Below are 15898 nucleotides of genomic sequence, written 5' to 3'. Positions count from 1 at the left end.
GCGGATTGCGCTAAGTTTCTTGGCCAAGAGCCAGCAGGTGGCGCCGCAGTGATCTTTCAATAGATCTGGACCCCCTTGCTGGCTTTTACGGTTCCGGGATTTGAGCAGGTGCCTCAGCCGCCGGTCATATTCATGAACCGCACTACCTGTACATCGTCATCGATGCGAAAGTCATGGCTCCAGGGCTTGAGTTGCATGGCCTTGACGATGGCATCTTCGAGCACCTGCGGCTGGCCGGGATTGGCGCGCAGCACCGCTTTCAAATCCGCCGAGTGTTCATTGCCCAGGCACAGCAACAGCCGGCCTTCGACGGTCATGCGCACCCGGTTGCAGGTGGCGCAGAAGTTATGGCTGTGCGGTGAAATGAACCCGATACGGCTGTGCGGGGCTTCGGCGATGCGCCAGTAGCGCGACGGGCCGTTGGTCGAGTCGGTGGACGACAACAGCGTGTAGCGTTCGGCAATGCGCGCCCGTACCTGATCGCTGGAAAAGAACGACTCCTTGCGGCTGTGCTCGCTGATCGAGCCCAGTGGCATCTCTTCGATAAAGGTGATGTCCAGCCCGCGTTCGATGGCAAAGGCCACCAGGTCGTTGATTTCGTGGTCGTTGCGCCCTTGCATGACCACGCAATTGAGCTTGGTGTGCACAAACCCTGCGGCGATGGCGGCATCGATGCCGTCGATCACCTGTTGCAGGTCGCCGGTACGGGTCAGCTCGCGAAAACGCTGCGGGTCCAGGCTGTCGAGGCTGATGTTCAGGCGCTTGACCCCGGCCTTGAACAACGGCCCGGCCAGTTTGCCCAGTTGCGAACCATTAGTGGTCATGCACAGTTCGCGCAGGCCGGGCAGGGCGGCAATGTTCTCGCACAGGCCGACGATGCCGGAGCGCACCAGCGGCTCACCGCCGGTCAGACGGATCTTGCGCGTGCCCAGCGCCACGAAGCTTTGCGCCACCTGGAAGATTTCTTCCAGGCTGAGGATCTGCTGGCGTGGCAGGAAGGTCATGTCTTCGGCCATGCAATACACGCAGCGAAAATCACAGCGGTCAGTCACCGACAGGCGTAAATAATCGACCTTGCGCGCAAAGCGGTCGAGCAGGACGGAATCAGCCATTTAACCCTCGCAAATCATGACAGGCACCAGCTTGCGTGTTGGACCCCGTCACAGTCCAATCGGTTGTGACAATAACATGATCGATCGGCTTGATGATGGCCGGCGGCCCCGTCCAGGCGCGGCATCAGGGGGTGAGGGTAAACACCAATGCCTTCAGGCCGCCGTCTGCGCTGATGTCGGGAAACTCCGGCGGGTTGTCCAGGCGTTCGACGAATTTCAACTGCGGCGCCTCGCGGGCGGTCTGCTCGATGAGAAACTGCTGGCCGATGGCCGGGTCGTTCATGCAAGCCAGGACGCTGCCGCCGGGTTCGAGCAACTGCGGCAAGCGGCGCAAGACCCGCTGGTAATCCTTGTCGAGCACGAAGCTGCCTTTCTGGAACGACGGCGGGTCGATGATGATCAGGTCGTACGGGCCGCTGCGGGTGACCTTGCCCCATGAATTGAACAGGTCATGGCCCAGAAAGCTGGCGCGAATCCTGTCATGGCCGTTGAGCTTGTGGTTTTCGCGGCCACGGTTCAGGGCCGGCCTGGCCATGTCCAGGTTGACCACGTGTTCGGCACCGCCGGCCACGGCGGCCACCGAAAAGCCGCAGGTGTAGGCAAAGAGGTTGAGCACCCGCTTGTTGCGGGCCTGGGCACGCACCCAGTCGCGGCCAAGACGCATGTCCAGAAACAGCCCGGTGTTCTGGTTGCGGCCGAAATCGAGCTTGTAGCGCAAGCCGCTTTCGATGATGACGCGGCTGTCGAACGGCTCGCCCAGCAGCCACTCGGTGGTGCTTTGCGGTGAATAGCGATGCTGCAGCAGCAAGGCTTCGGCCTGGCTGCCTTGCCATTGCGCCGAGCGGGTCAGTTCCAGCAATTGTTGCTTGAGGGCGGCCAGTTCCGCTTCGGCCGGTTCCCGAAACAGCGCCACCAGCACCACGCCCTGCATCCAGTCCACCGTGATGTGCTCCAGTCCCGGCCAGACCCGGCCACGACCGTGGAACAGGCGACGGGTTTCGGCCGGGGCCGGGTCGAGGGCGGTGAGCAGGTGCTGGTGCAGGGTGGCGAGCGATTGCGGGGTCATGGCAGTGGTCATTGATAAACGAGGGCGCATGGTAAACGCATTGATCCTGTACAGGCCAATCAGCGTGGCATATAGCAGCGCTGCCAGCGCCGGGGAATACCCAGCGTCACCAGGCCCAATGCGCAGGCCAGCCCGGCGCTGACCAGCAGGGCGGCCATGCCCAGCCGATGTTCAAGCAGCGCACCCAGCACGGCACCGACGAACATACCGGCCCAGGGCACCAGTTGCACGACCCAGCCGGCGCGACGCTCGCCCAGCAGCCAGCGACCCAGGCTGCGGCCGAAGCGCGACAGGGCGCCGGTCACGTAGGTCAGGCCCACTGCCATGCCGCTGACTTGCTCGACGGCGGCATTGAGCATGCCCATGGCCAGGATGGCGCACACCAGCGCCGGCAAATGTGCCTGCACCGGCAGCAGCGCCGCTGCACACAGCAGGGCGCCGATGACCAGCAGCAGCGGCAAGGCCCGTCTGCCACCCAGGCGGGCAACCACAATGCCCAGGGCATTGCCGATGACAAAGATCACAATGGCCAGTGCCAGGCGTGCCATGACCGCCAGCTCGCCCTCGCTGATGGCCACGGCCAGGCGGGTGGTGTTGCCGCTCATGAACGACACGAAGTCACCGGTGGCCATGAAGCCGATGGCATCGGTCATGCCGGCCAGCATCGACAGGCCGGCAGCCAGGGCCAGGCCGACCCGGTCACGCATTTTCTGCCGCAGGCGATAACCGGGGACGGGGGGCGCTGTATTAGGCTGCATCATCGGCGCTGCTCCGGGGCTGTCGCTCAAAGAGGGTGCAAACGATACAGATTTGTCACCGGACAATCAGCCTCGGCGTAACGCTACCCGGCACACATGAAAACGGGGAAGCCATTGGCTGCCCCGTCGATGTAGCCGGTCGCGTGATCAGAGGTTCTGCGAGCTGGCAATCATGGCCTGGGCCATCTGTTCTTTCTGCACGTCGGTCATGGTGTCCCAGATGTGGGTCTTGGCGTAGTAGCCCAGCCCGCCCAGGCTGTAGCAGACCAGCGCACTGACCAGCACGATGGTGGTCAGGCTCCAGCTGTTGGCGCGCTGCTCTTCGCGGGTAAAGTCGCGCGAATACTTCAGGTCAGCATGGTGGCGGGGATCCTGTACCGAGGAAAAGCGCTTCAGCCATTGGAACAGGTGGATTACAACGTACCGCAGCATGATAAAGAGCCTCAAGGTGATGGAAAAGGTGCCGCGATGCCATCGGCAAAGGTCGCGGACAAAAGCTGAAAACGAAAAAAGCCCGTCATGGACGGGCTTTCTTTTTATAAGTGGATCAAGTCTTCAGGGTTCGCATTCGATGATCCACGCGGGGATCAAGGTTCGCTTGTGCCTGTGCTTGTCGCTATTGCAACATTTTAGAACAAAAAAAACCGTAAAGGCCAGCACCAATGCGTCGTTGTCGGACAACTGGCACGCCCGGGGCTGCGGCAAATCGCCACGGGGCGGGCGCTGCCGCCACGAAGTGGCAGAGTGCCTGCGTCAATCCTTGTAATACTTCTTCGGATTAAGAAAAGTTACCGGGTATTGTAGGATTCGATTCCGTAATTGATTTCAGGACCTTATGAACACCCTCCAGGAGCCTCCCCATCGCCGCCAGCGCACTCCTTTGCGTTTGCCGATACTTCGCCGCCGCGCTGGCGAATTTTCCCGATCAGGCACAGCCCTGTGCCGTCCGCTCAGCTTTTCATGTGTCTCTTGCCTTGAGCAAAGCCCGACCCTTGTGCGTCGTGCGCTGACGTTTGCCTCCCTTTTGACTGACAAGAAGAACTGAATAAATGGAATGGATTGCTGACCCCACGGCCTGGCTGGGCCTGTTGACCCTTATTGTGCTGGAACTGGTCCTGGGGATTGATAACCTGGTGTTCATTGCCATCCTGGCCGACAAGCTGCCGCCGCACCAGCGTGACAAGGCGCGGGTGATCGGCCTGACCCTGGCCCTGCTGATGCGCCTGGGCCTGCTGGCAAGTATTTCCTGGATGGTGACCCTGACCGAGCCGTTGTTCGAGGTGTTCGACCACAGTTTCTCGGGCCGTGACCTGATCATGCTGTTCGGTGGTGTGTTCCTGTTGTTCAAGGCCACCATGGAATTGCACGAACGCCTGGAAGGCCATGTCAGCCAGCGTGCCGCCAACGGTGCCTATGCCTTGTTCTGGCCCATCGTGGCGCAGATCGTGGTGCTTGATGCGGTGTTCTCGCTTGATGCGGTGATCACGGCGGTAGGCATGGTCGAGCACCTGTCGGTGATGATGATCGCGGTGATCATTTCGATCGGCCTGATGATCGTCGCCAGCAAGCCGTTGACCAAGTTCGTCAACAGCCACCCGACGGTGATCATGCTGTGCCTGGGCTTCCTGATGATGATCGGCTTCAGCCTCACCGCCGAAGGCCTGGGGTTCCATATTCCCAAGGGCTACCTGTACGCGGCGATCGGTTTCTCGATCCTGATCGAGGTGTTCAACCAGATCGCGCGCAAGCGTCGCAAGGCGTCGGCCCATGGTTCGCTGCCGCGCCGTGAGCGGGCCGCCCATGCGGTGATGCGCCTGCTGGGCGGACGCAAGCTTGAGGACGGCGAAGTCGACGAGGAGATCAGCGACATGCTGGGCGACACTGGCAACGGCGAGGCGGTGCTGTTCGATCGTCGCGAGCGGGTGATGATCAGTGGCGTGCTGCAACTGGCCGAACGACCGATCCGTTCGATCATGACCCCGCGTGCCGAGGTCGATTACCTGGACTTGAGGGACGATGCCGACAAGGTCCGTCTCAAGCTGATGCACTCGTCCGTGTCGCGCCTGCCGCTGGTGGGCGAGGGGGGCATCGATGAACCGCTGGGCTATGTGCACAAGAAGGAACTGCTGGGTGAGTTGCTCGGTGGCAATGAGCCGGACATGAAGCTGATGGCACGCAAGGCCATCAACCTGCTCGAACACTTCACGATCCTCAATGCGCTGGAGCAGATGCGCAAGGAATCGACGCACATTGCTTTTGTGGTCAATGAGTTCGGCGACTTCATCGGCATCCTGAGCATGACCGACATTCTGGAGTCGATTGCCGGCCAGTTGCCGGACGCCAGTGAAATGGTCGGCCCCGGCATCGTGGAGCAGGGCGGGGACTTCCTGGTGTCGGGGGCGCTGAACCTCAGCCTGATCCGCGAACGCACCGGCTTCCAGGCCCCTGCCACCGAGGATTACCAGACCCTGGCCGGCATGGTGATGAGCCTGCTGGACCGGTTGCCGGTGATCGGTGATCGCCTGGAGCATCAAGGCTGGGACCTGCAAGTGGTGGGCGTCGAAGAGCGCCGGGTCACGCAGGTGCTGTTGCAACGCCCTGGCGCTGCAGGCTGATTCATTGCTGTCAGACAGCCTGGCCATCAAGGCCGGGCTGTCTTGTCCAAGCCCTTCCAGCGGCGACTCAAACACCGCTAACGCCGGCGGTGTGCTGTTGGTCGCCTTCGCTCAACCAAAAAGCATAAGCCTGGTCTATCCTGCGTCATCCTGTGGCTTCAACGTGCAGTCAGCCACTCAACCGCACGGAGCCTGTCATGACTGCCGCTATCGTTTTCAATCCCAACCTGACCTATGACGTGATCTCCACCCCCAAGTCGCTGCCGGTGTGGCGCATCCGCGAGCGCAAAGTCTATGCCTACCTGGAACACGACCCCCGCCGCGACTGGAGCGGCGAGATCGGCACCCTGAGCCTGGGCACGCCGCAACGGCTGGTCGACCATGACGGTTACACCATGGCCTGGATCGAAGGCAATGAGGTGCGTGATACCAAGGGACGGCGGTTCGCCTTGAGCGAAGTCAAGGAGTGACGCTTAACGCCGCCGCGGGCGCGAGACCACCGACTCGATGTTCTTGCGCCCGATCAGCAGCGTGCGCTGCGGCTCGGATTCGCGCACGGCAGCGGGTGTTTCACCCAGCCATTTGAACATCACCAGGCAATCGACCAGCCCCAGCCGGGCATGCCGATAGGCGCGGGGCAGGCGGCCGACGGTATCGAACCCCAGCGCGGTCCACAGCGCCACGGCGACGGTATTGCTCGCCACCACCGAATTGAATTGCATGGCCAGAAAGCCGTTGTCACGCGCCAGTTGCTGGGAGTGCTCGCACATCAGGCGCGCCACACCGCGACCGCGGGCTGCTTCGCTGACCATGTAGCCGCAGTTGCATACATGATTGCCGGGGCCTGCGGCGTTGGCCTTGAGGTAGTAACTGCCCAGCAGTTCACCGTCCTGCTCGGCGACCAGGGTGTGTTGCGGCAGCTTCAGCCACAGCTCACGGGCCTGCTCCAGGCTCAAGGCGGGGTCGTAGGCATAGGTTTCCTGGGCCTGGACAACCGCCTTGAAGGTCGGCCAGAAACGCTCGAAGTCAGCGGCGGTCATGGGGCGGATGTCAATCATGTCGGTCCTTACGGTGTAGACGTGTGCCGCACCTTATGCGGCGCACGGGCAACCTGCAAGGCTCAGGCTTGCAGGATATGGCCAATGGCTTATATCGTCAGGCCTGTGTTCAGCCCTCCAGGCAGAAAATCCATGCGTTGTCGTCCTCGATTCTCTCTGTTGCTGTCCGTACCCGTGTGCGCAGGCCTGGCTTCATGAGCCATGTCTTCTGGCTGACCGGCCTGCCTGCCGCCGGCAAGACCACTCTGGCCCGTGCCCTGGAGCAGCGTTTCAAGGCGCAGGGGCAAGCCGTGGTGGTGCTCGACGGCGATGAGTTGCGGCGCGGCCTGTGCGCGGACCTGGGGATGAGCGACGCCGACCGGCAGGAAAACATCCGTCGCGCCGGTGAAGTGGCCGCCTTGTTGCACCGCGCCGGGCTGCAGGTCATCTGCGCCTTTGTCTCGCCGTTCGCCGAAGACCGCCTGCGGGTGCGCCGGTTGTTCGACACCGGTCGTTTCACCCAGGTGCACGTCTCGACCAGCCTGCAGGTGTGCATGCAGCGCGACCCCAAGGGGCTGTACGCCCGGGCGCAACGCGGCGAACTGCACAATCTGACCGGCTGGGATGCGCCGTTTGAAGTGCCGCAGGATGCCGAGTTCGTGTTCGACAGTCATACGATGGCCACCGGGCCGTTGCTTGAGGCACTGTGCGAGCGGGCCTACGGTGCCGGCCGCCCCCATAACCCCAGCGCATAATCGACAAAGCTGCGCAGCTTGGGCAGGCGGTAGCGCTCTTGCGGGTAGATCAGGTGCATGGGCCGGCTGGGCAGCCGGTACGCGGGCAGCAGTGCAACCAGGCGGCCTTCGCGCAAGTCCTGTTCGACCAGTGCATCAGGCATCATGACAATGCCCATGCCGGCCCTGGCTGCCTGATACAGCCCGGCCGAAGAGTTGATCGTCAATGAGCCCGACACCGGTACCCGCACCTCGCCTTCGGGCCCGCTGAACGGCCAGTGCGTTTGCGTGGCGCTCCAGTCGTCGCCTGCCAGGTACGCGAACGCCAGGCAATCATGACTTTCAAGGTCTTGCGGGCACACGGGCGTGCCACGCCGTGCCAGGTAGTCGGGCGCTGCACACAGCGTCAGGGTGTAGTCATGCAACGCACGGGCGACCAGGCGTGAGGACGACGGCAGGCTGCCCATGCGAACGCCGACATCGAAACCGTTGTCGAGCAGGTCGACACGCTGGTTGGTCAGCACCACATCCAGCCTGATCTTCGGATGACGCCTGGAAAATTCACACAACGCAGGCGACAGTCGTTCAGAGCCAAAGGTCAGGGGCGCGGTAATGCGCAAGGTGCCGATCGGTTCACCCAGTGCCTGCTCCGCCAGTTGTTCGGAGTCGGCCACCAGTCCCAGCACCTCCAGGCAGCGTTGATAGTAAGCCTGGCCGAACTCGGTCAGCCGCTGGCGGCGAGTGGTGCGCTGGAGCAGGCTGACGCCCAGGCGCTGTTCCAGTGCGCGCAGGTGATTGCCGACCATGGTGGTGGAAAGGCCGCACTCGCGGGCGGCTGCCGTCATGCTGCCGGTCTCGACCACCTTGACGTACACCGTCATCGCCTGAAAAAGATCCATTATCAATCCATGCTTTAAAAAGATGTAAGTGTTTCGGGGTTTATCCACCAAGGGTGGCTAACCATACTGCAAATCACCCCCCTGACATACCGTGGAGCCCGATGTCATGACCGCCGCCTGCCTGATGAACACCTACCAGCCATTGCCCGTCAGTTTCGTGCGTGGCCTGGGCACCCGCCTGTGGGATCAGGACGGGCGTGAATACCTTGATGCCGTGGCCGGTGTGGCGGTCACTAATATCGGCCACGCCCATCCGGCCCTGGTGGCCGCCATCAGCGACCAGGCCGGGTTGGTGTTGCACACCTCCAACCTGTACAGCATCGAATGGCAGCACCGCCTGGCGCATGAATTGACCCGCCTGTCCGGCCTGGAGCGGGTGTTCTTCAGCAATTCAGGGGCCGAAGCCAATGAAACTGCACTCAAGCTGGCGCGGTTGCACGGCTGGCACAAAGGTATCGAGCAACCGCTGGTGGTGGTCATGGGCAATGCCTTTCATGGCCGCACCCTGGGTACGCTGGCCGCCAGTGACGGGCCGGCGGTACGTCTGGGATTTGCCGATCTGCCCGGCGGCATCGTGCGGGTGCCGTTCGGGGACCTGCCGGCCTTCGATCAGCTGTGCGCCCGCCACGGACCGCGTATCGCGGCTGTGCTGGTCGAGCCCATTCAGGGTGAGAGCGGCGTGCAGATGCCGCCGGCCGGCTACTTCAAGGCCCTGCGCGAGCGCTGCAGCCGGCGCGACTGGTTGCTGATGCTCGATGAGATCCAGACCGGCATGGGGCGCACCGGACGGCTCTTTGCATTCGAACACGAAGCCATCGTGCCGGACGTCATGACGCTGGCCAAAGGCCTGGGCAATGGCATTCCCATCGGCGCTTGCCTGGCGCGCGGCAAGGCCGCGCGGCTGTTTACGCCGGGCAGTCATGGCAGCACCTTTGGCGGCAATCCACTGGCCTGTCGGGTGGGGTGCACGGTGCTGGAGATCATTGCCCGGCAACAATTGGTAAATAATGCCGAGGTCCAGGGGCGCTATCTGTTGCAGCGGCTCAATGAGGTCTTCGCCGGGCACAGCAAAGTGTCTGCCATCCGCGGCCGGGGGTTGATGATCGGCGTGGAATTGCACCAGCCCATGGCTGATCTTGCCTTGGTAGCGGCCCGCCAGTACGGGCTTTTGCTCAATGTGACCCGGGGGCGAATCATTCGCTTGCTGCCGCCTCTGACCCTGACCGCCGATGAGGTGGAAATGATTGTCGAGCGTCTGCAACAGCTGCTGGCCTGAGGGAGGCTGTAGTAGACAGCGTGGATTTTGACTGTACCGTCAGGGCTCGATGCGGTAGAAATTCACATGGGAATTGCGGATCCATCTCGCGATATGCCAACCCATGGATTTGAAAAGGAGCTGCTCATGCCTATCCGGTCACTGACCCTTGCCACCCTGCTGCTGATCGCCGCCCCGGTGTTTGCTGCCGACAGCGATACGCCGCTGGCCCAGGACCGTGGCAAATCCCGGCCGCTGGTCATCATTGCGCCCAAGGCGGACGACCCGACCCTGGTTTCTATCAGAAAAGTGCTGGAGGAACCGGCCAACCGCGAAGCCTTTAACCAGCGCAACATGGTGCTGTACACGCTGGTAGGCCTTGAGGGCAAGCGCAATGACAAGCCGCTGGACACCCAGGCGACCATGGCGCTGATCCGCGAGTTCAGCCAGGGCGCCGGTGGCAAGACCCGCGTGGTCCTGATCGGCAAGGATGGCGAGAAAAAGATGGATGCCGACACCCTTGATCCCAAGGAGATCTTCGCCACCATCGACAAGATGCCCATGCGTGAGCGGGAAGCTGCGGCACCTGTATCGGCGGCAACCCCGGCTGCCCCTGCCGAGAAGGCCCCGAAGGCAGGCAAGGGCGGGGCGCCGGTCCTGGATGACTGATCCTGCCGACCCGCTGTTCACTCCCCGCGAATGTACTGTTCCAGTTGTTGAATCAGGCTGGCCTGCTCGGCGATGGCTTCCTTGACCAGGTCGCCGATCGACAGCAGGCCCAGCAGTTCGCCATTATCGACCACCGGCAGATGGCGCAGGTGGTTGTCGGTCATGATGTTCATGCACGTCTCGACGTTTTGCGCCGAGTCGACGGTAATGACCCGGCTGCTCATGATGTCCCTGACCGGCGTGCCGGCCGATGAACGTCCCTGCAGCACCATCTTGCGGGCGTAATCGCGCTCGCTGAGCACCCCGACCACACGACCGCCTTCGGCCACGGCCAGGGCGCCGATGTTCTTGTCAGCCATCAGTCGCAAGGCATCGAGCACCAGGGCGTCGGGGGCGATGGTGTGCACCTGGCGATGCTGCTCAGGCTTTAATTTGAGTAACTGGGCTACGGTTTTCATCGTGCTCTCCGGTGGCGAGAACGTTATCGGGAAGGACCCTCTGCGGGGTCGCTCAAGCATCAGGCAAGCGTGCAGACCGCGCAAGCTTGAAAGCGCCCTGCACGGCATGGAAAACGTCAGCTCAAGGACGGCACCACGGCATTGCAGGTGCCGATAGCCTGCATCAGTGCCGGCAGCGGCATCGGCCGGTTGAGAAAGTAGCCTTGGGCTTCATCGCAGCCGAAGCCGGCCAGGCATTGCAGTTGCTCCTCGGTTTCGACGCCTTCGGCGGTAATGTTCATCGACAGGGCCCGCCCCAGGGCGATGATCGCCTGCACGATGGAACGGCCGCGGGCACTGCTGTCGATCTCCTGGATGAAGCTGCGATCGATTTTCAGGGTGTCGAACGGAAAGTCTTTCAGGTAACTCAGTGACGAATACCCGGTACCGAAGTCGTCCATCGACAGGCGTACGCCCAATGCCTTGAGGGCGAGCATCAGCTCCAGGCTGGAAGCGGCATCTTCGATCACCACCCGCTCGGTCAGCTCAAGTTCCAGGCGATGGCTGGGCAGGCCGGTGGCCGCCAGCACGCTGGCGATGCGCTCGACCAGCCCTTGAGTGCGAAACTCCACGGCAGAAATATTGACCGAGACATGCAGTTCGTCTTCCCACTGCATGGCATCGCTACAGGCCCGTTGCAGCACCCAGTCGCTGATGGGCACGATCAGGCCGTTTTCTTCGGCGAGCGCAATGAACTGGTCAGGCATGCACAGCCCCTTTTGCGGGTGTTGCCAGCGGATCAGCGCCTCGACGCTCAGGATGCGCCGGCTGTGCACATCATGCCTGGGCTGGTAGTGCAGGTTGAATTGCCCGTGCCGCAGCGCAGTACGCAGGCTGCTTTCCAGTTCGCGTTGCTGCTCCAGGCGCACTAGCATCTCGGGATCGTACAGCCGCCAGGTGTTGCGCCCGTCCTTTTTGGCCTGGTACAGCGCCAGGTCAGAGAATCTGAGCAGGTCCTCGGGCTGGCGGGCGTGGGCAGGCGCCTGGGCCACGCCAATGCTCAGGCCAATGACGACTTCCTGGTGATTGACGATGAATGGCTGGCCGATGCAGGCAATCAGTGCCAGGCACAACTGTTCAAGGTCTTCGCGGGTGACCAGCGTCGAGGCAATCAGAATGAATTCATCGCCGCCCTGGCGTGCCAACAGGCTGCCAGGCGGCAGGCAGCGCGCCATGCGCAAGGCCGACTCGCGCAGCACGCTGTCGCCGCCGCTGTGGCCATAGATGTCATTGACCGGCTTGAAGTGATCAAGGTCCAGGTTGAGCATGGTCAGCGGCTGTGGGCGGCGCGGCAGTTGTTCCAGTTGCGCGATCAGATATTCACGCAGTTGCACGCGGTTCGCCAGGCCGGTGAGGGTATCGTGCTGCGACAGGTACATCAGGCGTTCTTCGGCGGCCACTTCACGGGTGATGTCCGAGGCGCTGCCCTGATAGCCGGTGACCTGATCGTCGCGCAGGATCGGCTTGACCGCGATATGGCTGGTCAGCAGGACTCCGGCAGGCGAGCAGTGGGTGCAACGAATCACCGAGCGGGTCGTGGCGGTATGCTGGGCGCGTATCCAGTCACGCAATGTCTGGCCCTGGCATTGCAGCATGTCATCCAGGCAGCGTCCCAGCCAGTCTTGTGCACATTGGCCAGTGATGGCGCTGAAGCGCTCCGACAAGTAGGTGATGCGCAGCTCCAGGTCGGTTTCCCACAGCCAGTCCGAGGCCGCTTCGGCGACGTTGCGAAAACGTGCTTCGCTGCTGGCCAGCGCTGCACGGCTGGCATGAATCACCGCGTACTGCTTGTCCAGCAGGTGCGCAGTGCCCAGGGTGCGGCGGGTAATGCGTCGCGACACGAACAACAGCGAAGCCAGCAGCAACAGCAGGATCGGCAACAGCACGCGCAGCAACCGGTAGCCGGGCTGCTCGGGGTCCCAGTGCAGCGACAGGTAAGGATCGACCTGCAGGAAGGGGCCGGTTGCATCGTCTTCGGCATCGACAGAGATACGCAGGCCGGAAATCTCATAACTGTTGCCCAGCGCAAGCAGTTTCTCGGGGCTCAATAGATAAGCCATGAGCAGGACCGACTGTACGCCAGGGGTCTTTTCCACGCTGGGATCGTTACCTGGGCTCAGGGGTGCGGCGGTCAGAAAAACCGGTTGGCCGTTACGCCGGCTGATCTGTGTAGCGACATACCCCTCATCCTGTGCCGCCCTGGCTTCTTCGACAAGATTGGCGGGAAAGCTGCCCAGCCATTCCTGAATGGGTTGCTCGGTCAATTCGCCCTGATCGATCGAGTAGCTGGTCTGGTTGCGAGGATCAATGACGAACACGCCTTCAAACTGGAAGCTGCTGAACAGCGAAGACCCCAGGTTATCCCGTACGTAGGACCAGTCCGTGTCGACCTTTACGTGTAAATGCCGATAAGCGTCACCCCACGGCGCATTTTCGAGCATGACCGTGGAAAGTCGCTGCGAGGTTGCCTGCCAGAGCTTGTCGACCAGGCGCTCGCTGTGAGCACTGGCCTCGCGATTCAATTGCAAGGCAATCAACAAGAGCGCCACGACCATGACCAATGAAATAGCGCCCAGCAAACCCAGCAAAGTCACCAGCGTACGTCTGGCGAGCCGGGCATTTCGGGGAGTGGACGGCGGTATCCGTGTCGCTGAATTCATCAGGCTGGGTCCATGACGCTACTACTGGAGGCAAGTATTGACCTAATACCCAATCAGTGCGCGAAGTTATGATGTCAATAGTGGCAAAATTATATCGCAGCAGTAGACCACTTGATCCAGTGTTGGTTGTCGGAAATCCGGGATAGATTCTGGCGTAGAATGGCCAGCCTGAACGGCAGCGAGGCCAAGGCGTTGGATCTACAACAGGGTTTCATTCTCAGCCGTCACTGGCGTGACACGCCCGCCGGGACTGAAATCGAATTGTGGCTGGCGACCGACCACGGACCGCGCCGGGTGCGCTTGCCGGCCCAGCCTTCGGTCATGTTCATGCCCGTCGTGCAACGCGAGCGTGCCCAGGCGCTGCTCAGGGGCGAGGAAGGTGACGGCATCGAGTGGCGCGATCTTGCGCTGCGCGACTTTCGTCATCGTCCGGTGCTGGGGCTTTATTGCACGCAGTATCGGCAGTTGCTGAGTGTCGAGCGGCTGTTGCGCAAGGGCAACCTGGACCTCTACGAAGCCGACATCCGCCCTCCGGAACGCTACCTGATGGAGCGTTTCATCACCGCGCCCGTGTGGTTTGGGGGCACGCCCGAGGCCGGCGGCGTGCTGGGCCAGGCCGTCGTGCGTCCCGCACCGGACTATCGACCGCGCCTGAAGCTGGTGTCGCTGGACATCGAGACCACTGAGCATGGCGAACTGTACTCCATCGGCCTGCAGGGCTGCGGGCAGCGCCAGGTGTACATGCTCGGACCGGCCAATGGCGACAGCTCGGCGGTGGATTTCGAGCTTGAGTACTGCGCCAGTCGCACCGACCTGCTCATCCGGCTCAATCAGTGGCTGGCCGAGCACGACCCGGACGCCATCATCGGCTGGAACGTGGTGCAGTTCGACCTGCGCATTCTTCATGAGCATTCCCGGCGGCTGGGTGTGCCCCTTCTGCTGGGGCGTGATGGCCAGCCGATGGGCTGGCGCGAACATGGCAGCGGCCAGCATTTCTTTGCCCAGGTCGGCGGCCGGCTGATCATCGACGGCATCGAGGCGCTGCGCTCGGCCACCTGGAGCTTTGCCTCGTTCAGCCTCGAATTCGTCGCCCGGACGCTGTTGGGTGAGGGCAAGGCCATCGATACGCCGTACCAGCGCATGGATGAAATCAACCGCCTGTTCGCCGAAGACAAGCCGGCACTGGCCCGCTACAACCTCAAGGATTGCGAACTGGTCACGCGCATCTTCGAGGTCACGGGGCTGCTGACCTTCCTGCTCGAACGGGCCACGGTCACCGGCCTTGCCGCCGACCGCAATGGCGGTTCGGTGGCAGCGTTCTACCACCTGTACCTGCCGCTGATGCACCGCCAGGGCTTCGTGGCGCCGAACCTGGGCGAGCGCATGCCCGAGGCCAGCCCTGGCGGATTTGTCATGGAGTCCCGGCCCGGACTCTACGAGTCGGTGCTGGTGCTGGACTACAAGAGCCTGTACCCCTCGATCATTCGCACCTTTCTCATCGACCCCGTCGGTCTGATAGAAGGCTTGCAGCAGCCCGATGACGAGCATTCGGTGCCCGGCTTTCGTGGCGCCCGGTTTTCCCGCACCCGGCATTGTCTGCCGGCCATTGTCGAGCGGGTCTGGCAGGGCCGCGAGACGGCCAAGCGTGAAGGCAATGCACCGTTGTCCCAGGCGCTGAAAATCATTATGAATGCATTCTATGGCGTGCTGGGCACCAGTGGCTGTCGCTTCTTCGATACGCGCCTGGCGTCGTCGATCACCTTGCGCGGGCATGAAATCATGCACACCACCCGGCAACTGATCGAGGCGCGTGGTCATCAGGTGATCTACGGCGACACCGACTCCACGTTCGTCTGGCTGGGCAAGCCCCATGACGAGCAGCAGGCCCGTGCCCTCGGGCTGGAGCTGGTGGCGCATATCAATCAATGGTGGACCGAACACCTGCAGCAGACCCACGGCCTGAGCAGCGCCCTGGAGTTGCAATACGAAACCCACTACACCCGCTTTCTGATGCCGACCATTCGCGGCGCCGAGGAGGGCAGCAAGAAACGTTACGCCGGGCTGGTCACGCGTGCCGACCAGACCCAGGAAATGGTCTACAAGGGCCTGGAGTCGGTGCGCACCGACTGGTCACCCTTGGCCCGGGAGTTCCAGCAGGCCCTGTACCTGCTGATTTTCCAGCGTCGCCCTCATCAGGATTACATCCGCGATTATGTACGCCGCACCCTGGCCGGTGAACTGGACGCGTTGCTGGTGTTTCGCAAGCGCCTGCGCCGACGTCTGGACGAATACCAGCGCAACGTACCGCCGCATGTGCGGGCGGCAAAACTGGCAGATGACTACAACCGGCGCCTGGGCCGGCCGTTGCAGTATCAGCGCGGCGGCTGGATCAGTTATGTCATGACGGTCAACGGCCCCGAACCGCTGGAAGCACGGCAGTCACCCATCGACTACGACCATTACGTCACGCGCCAGCTGCAACCGCTGGCCGATGCGATCCTGCCCTTTGTCGGCGACGATTTCAGCCGCCTGATCGGTGGGCAGATGGGCCTGTTCTAGGGGCTGTTGCCGTTTCATCACGGCTCGTGCTGAAACG

14 protein-coding genes are annotated in these 15898 nt (G+C 62.4%); 6 read left to right on the top strand and 8 right to left on the bottom strand.

Features of this window, described 5'->3' with window-relative positions:
• Window positions 1-113: 113 nt before the first annotated feature.
• The 4 genes from moaA to ASF84_RS16105 all read right to left on the bottom strand — a co-directional run bounded on the left by moaA (window position 114) and on the right by ASF84_RS16105 (window position 3368).
• Window positions 114-1112 carry a GTP 3',8-cyclase MoaA gene (gene moaA, locus ASF84_RS16120; RefSeq protein ID WP_056839819.1) on the bottom strand — a complete coding sequence of 333 codons (999 nt, stop codon included), beginning with the start codon at window positions 1110-1112 and terminating at the stop codon, window positions 114-116.
• 124 nt (window positions 1113-1236) lie between these two features.
• Window positions 1237-2178 carry a class I SAM-dependent methyltransferase gene (locus ASF84_RS16115; protein ID WP_056840173.1) on the bottom strand — a complete coding sequence of 314 codons (942 nt, stop codon included), beginning with the start codon at window positions 2176-2178 and terminating at the stop codon, window positions 1237-1239.
• 59 nt (window positions 2179-2237) lie between these two features.
• On the bottom strand, window positions 2238-2936 hold the full coding sequence (locus ASF84_RS16110; protein WP_056840172.1) for a YoaK family protein: 699 nt from the start codon (window positions 2934-2936) through the stop codon (window positions 2238-2240).
• A gap of 147 nt (window positions 2937-3083) precedes the next feature.
• Window positions 3084-3368 carry a hypothetical protein gene (locus ASF84_RS16105; RefSeq protein ID WP_056839818.1) on the bottom strand — a complete coding sequence of 95 codons (285 nt, stop codon included), beginning with the start codon at window positions 3366-3368 and terminating at the stop codon, window positions 3084-3086.
• Between the two features lie 617 nt (window positions 3369-3985).
• Between ASF84_RS16105 and ASF84_RS16100 the strand changes: the two genes are divergently transcribed.
• Both ASF84_RS16100 and ASF84_RS16095 read left to right on the top strand, forming a co-directional pair.
• Window positions 3986-5551, top strand: coding sequence for a TerC family protein (locus ASF84_RS16100; protein WP_056839817.1), 1566 nt, complete (start codon window positions 3986-3988; stop codon window positions 5549-5551).
• A 197-nt stretch (window positions 5552-5748) separates the two neighbouring features.
• Window positions 5749-6021, top strand: a complete 273-nt coding sequence (locus ASF84_RS16095; RefSeq protein WP_056839816.1) for a hypothetical protein — start codon at window positions 5749-5751, stop codon at window positions 6019-6021.
• Window positions 6022-6024: 3 nt separating this feature from the next.
• On the opposite strand, the gene ASF84_RS16090 is transcribed toward ASF84_RS16095, so the two are convergent.
• On the bottom strand, window positions 6025-6609 hold the full coding sequence (locus ASF84_RS16090) for a GNAT family N-acetyltransferase (RefSeq protein ID WP_056839815.1): 585 nt from the start codon (window positions 6607-6609) through the stop codon (window positions 6025-6027).
• A 35-nt stretch (window positions 6610-6644) separates the two neighbouring features.
• On the opposite strand from ASF84_RS16090, the gene cysC reads away from it, so the two are divergent.
• Window positions 6645-7343 carry an adenylyl-sulfate kinase gene (cysC, locus tag ASF84_RS16085; RefSeq protein WP_442963066.1) on the top strand — a complete coding sequence of 233 codons (699 nt, stop codon included), beginning with the start codon at window positions 6645-6647 and terminating at the stop codon, window positions 7341-7343.
• Here the strand turns inward: cysC and ASF84_RS16080 are convergent.
• Window positions 7307-8221, bottom strand: a complete 915-nt coding sequence (locus ASF84_RS16080; protein ID WP_056839814.1) for a LysR family transcriptional regulator — start codon at window positions 8219-8221, stop codon at window positions 7307-7309. The two genes, cysC and ASF84_RS16080, sit on opposite strands and share 37 nt — an antisense overlap.
• Window positions 8222-8327: 106 nt before the next feature.
• On the opposite strand from ASF84_RS16080, the gene ASF84_RS16075 reads away from it, so the two are divergent.
• Window positions 8328-9497 carry an aspartate aminotransferase family protein gene (locus tag ASF84_RS16075; protein ID WP_056839813.1) on the top strand — a complete coding sequence of 390 codons (1170 nt, stop codon included), beginning with the start codon at window positions 8328-8330 and terminating at the stop codon, window positions 9495-9497.
• A gap of 126 nt (window positions 9498-9623) precedes the next feature.
• Window positions 9624-10145 carry a DUF4174 domain-containing protein gene (locus ASF84_RS16070; RefSeq protein WP_056839812.1) on the top strand — a complete coding sequence of 174 codons (522 nt, stop codon included), beginning with the start codon at window positions 9624-9626 and terminating at the stop codon, window positions 10143-10145.
• Window positions 10146-10162: 17 nt separating this feature from the next.
• Here the strand turns inward: ASF84_RS16070 and ASF84_RS16065 are convergent, their stop codons facing one another.
• Window positions 10163-10603 (bottom strand): CBS domain-containing protein, encoded by a 441-nt coding sequence (locus tag ASF84_RS16065; protein ID WP_056839811.1) that lies wholly within the window; start codon window positions 10601-10603, stop codon window positions 10163-10165.
• Between the two features lie 116 nt (window positions 10604-10719).
• On the bottom strand, window positions 10720-13236 hold the full coding sequence (locus tag ASF84_RS16060) for a bifunctional diguanylate cyclase/phosphodiesterase (protein WP_236709433.1): 2517 nt from the start codon (window positions 13234-13236) through the stop codon (window positions 10720-10722).
• A 258-nt stretch (window positions 13237-13494) separates the two neighbouring features.
• Here ASF84_RS16060 and ASF84_RS16055 point away from each other — a divergent pair, with 258 nt between their 5' ends.
• The gene (locus ASF84_RS16055; protein WP_056840171.1) at window positions 13495-15861 is read left to right on the top strand and encodes a DNA polymerase II; all 2367 of its coding nucleotides are present in this window, start codon (window positions 13495-13497) and stop codon (window positions 15859-15861) included.
• Window positions 15862-15898 lie beyond the last annotated feature (37 nt).

It is taken from the genome of Pseudomonas sp. Leaf127 (assembly GCF_001423155.1).
Lineage (GTDB): Bacteria > Pseudomonadota > Gammaproteobacteria > Pseudomonadales > Pseudomonadaceae > Aquipseudomonas > Aquipseudomonas ovata.
This window is presented reverse-complemented; position numbering and strand designations above follow the sequence as displayed.

Excerpts from the sequence above, each read along its gene's own strand:
- moaA (WP_056839819.1), bottom strand. The coding sequence starts at position 1,112 with ATGGCTGATTCCGTCCTGCTCGACCGCTTTGCGCGCAAGGTCGATTAT.
- ASF84_RS16115 (WP_056840173.1), bottom strand. The coding sequence starts at position 2,178 with ATGACCCCGCAATCGCTCGCCACCCTGCACCAGCACCTGCTCACCGCC.
- ASF84_RS16110 (WP_056840172.1), bottom strand. The coding sequence starts at position 2,936 with ATGCAGCCTAATACAGCGCCCCCCGTCCCCGGTTATCGCCTGCGGCAG.
- ASF84_RS16105 (WP_056839818.1), bottom strand. The coding sequence starts at position 3,368 with ATGCTGCGGTACGTTGTAATCCACCTGTTCCAATGGCTGAAGCGCTTT.
- ASF84_RS16100 (WP_056839817.1), top strand. The coding sequence starts at position 3,986 with ATGGAATGGATTGCTGACCCCACGGCCTGGCTGGGCCTGTTGACCCTT.
- ASF84_RS16095 (WP_056839816.1), top strand. The coding sequence starts at position 5,749 with ATGACTGCCGCTATCGTTTTCAATCCCAACCTGACCTATGACGTGATC.
- ASF84_RS16090 (WP_056839815.1), bottom strand. The coding sequence starts at position 6,609 with ATGATTGACATCCGCCCCATGACCGCCGCTGACTTCGAGCGTTTCTGG.
- cysC (WP_442963066.1), top strand. The coding sequence starts at position 6,645 with ATGCGGCGCACGGGCAACCTGCAAGGCTCAGGCTTGCAGGATATGGCC.
- ASF84_RS16080 (WP_056839814.1), bottom strand. The coding sequence starts at position 8,221 with ATGGATCTTTTTCAGGCGATGACGGTGTACGTCAAGGTGGTCGAGACC.
- ASF84_RS16075 (WP_056839813.1), top strand. The coding sequence starts at position 8,328 with ATGACCGCCGCCTGCCTGATGAACACCTACCAGCCATTGCCCGTCAGT.
- ASF84_RS16070 (WP_056839812.1), top strand. The coding sequence starts at position 9,624 with ATGCCTATCCGGTCACTGACCCTTGCCACCCTGCTGCTGATCGCCGCC.
- ASF84_RS16065 (WP_056839811.1), bottom strand. The coding sequence starts at position 10,603 with ATGAAAACCGTAGCCCAGTTACTCAAATTAAAGCCTGAGCAGCATCGC.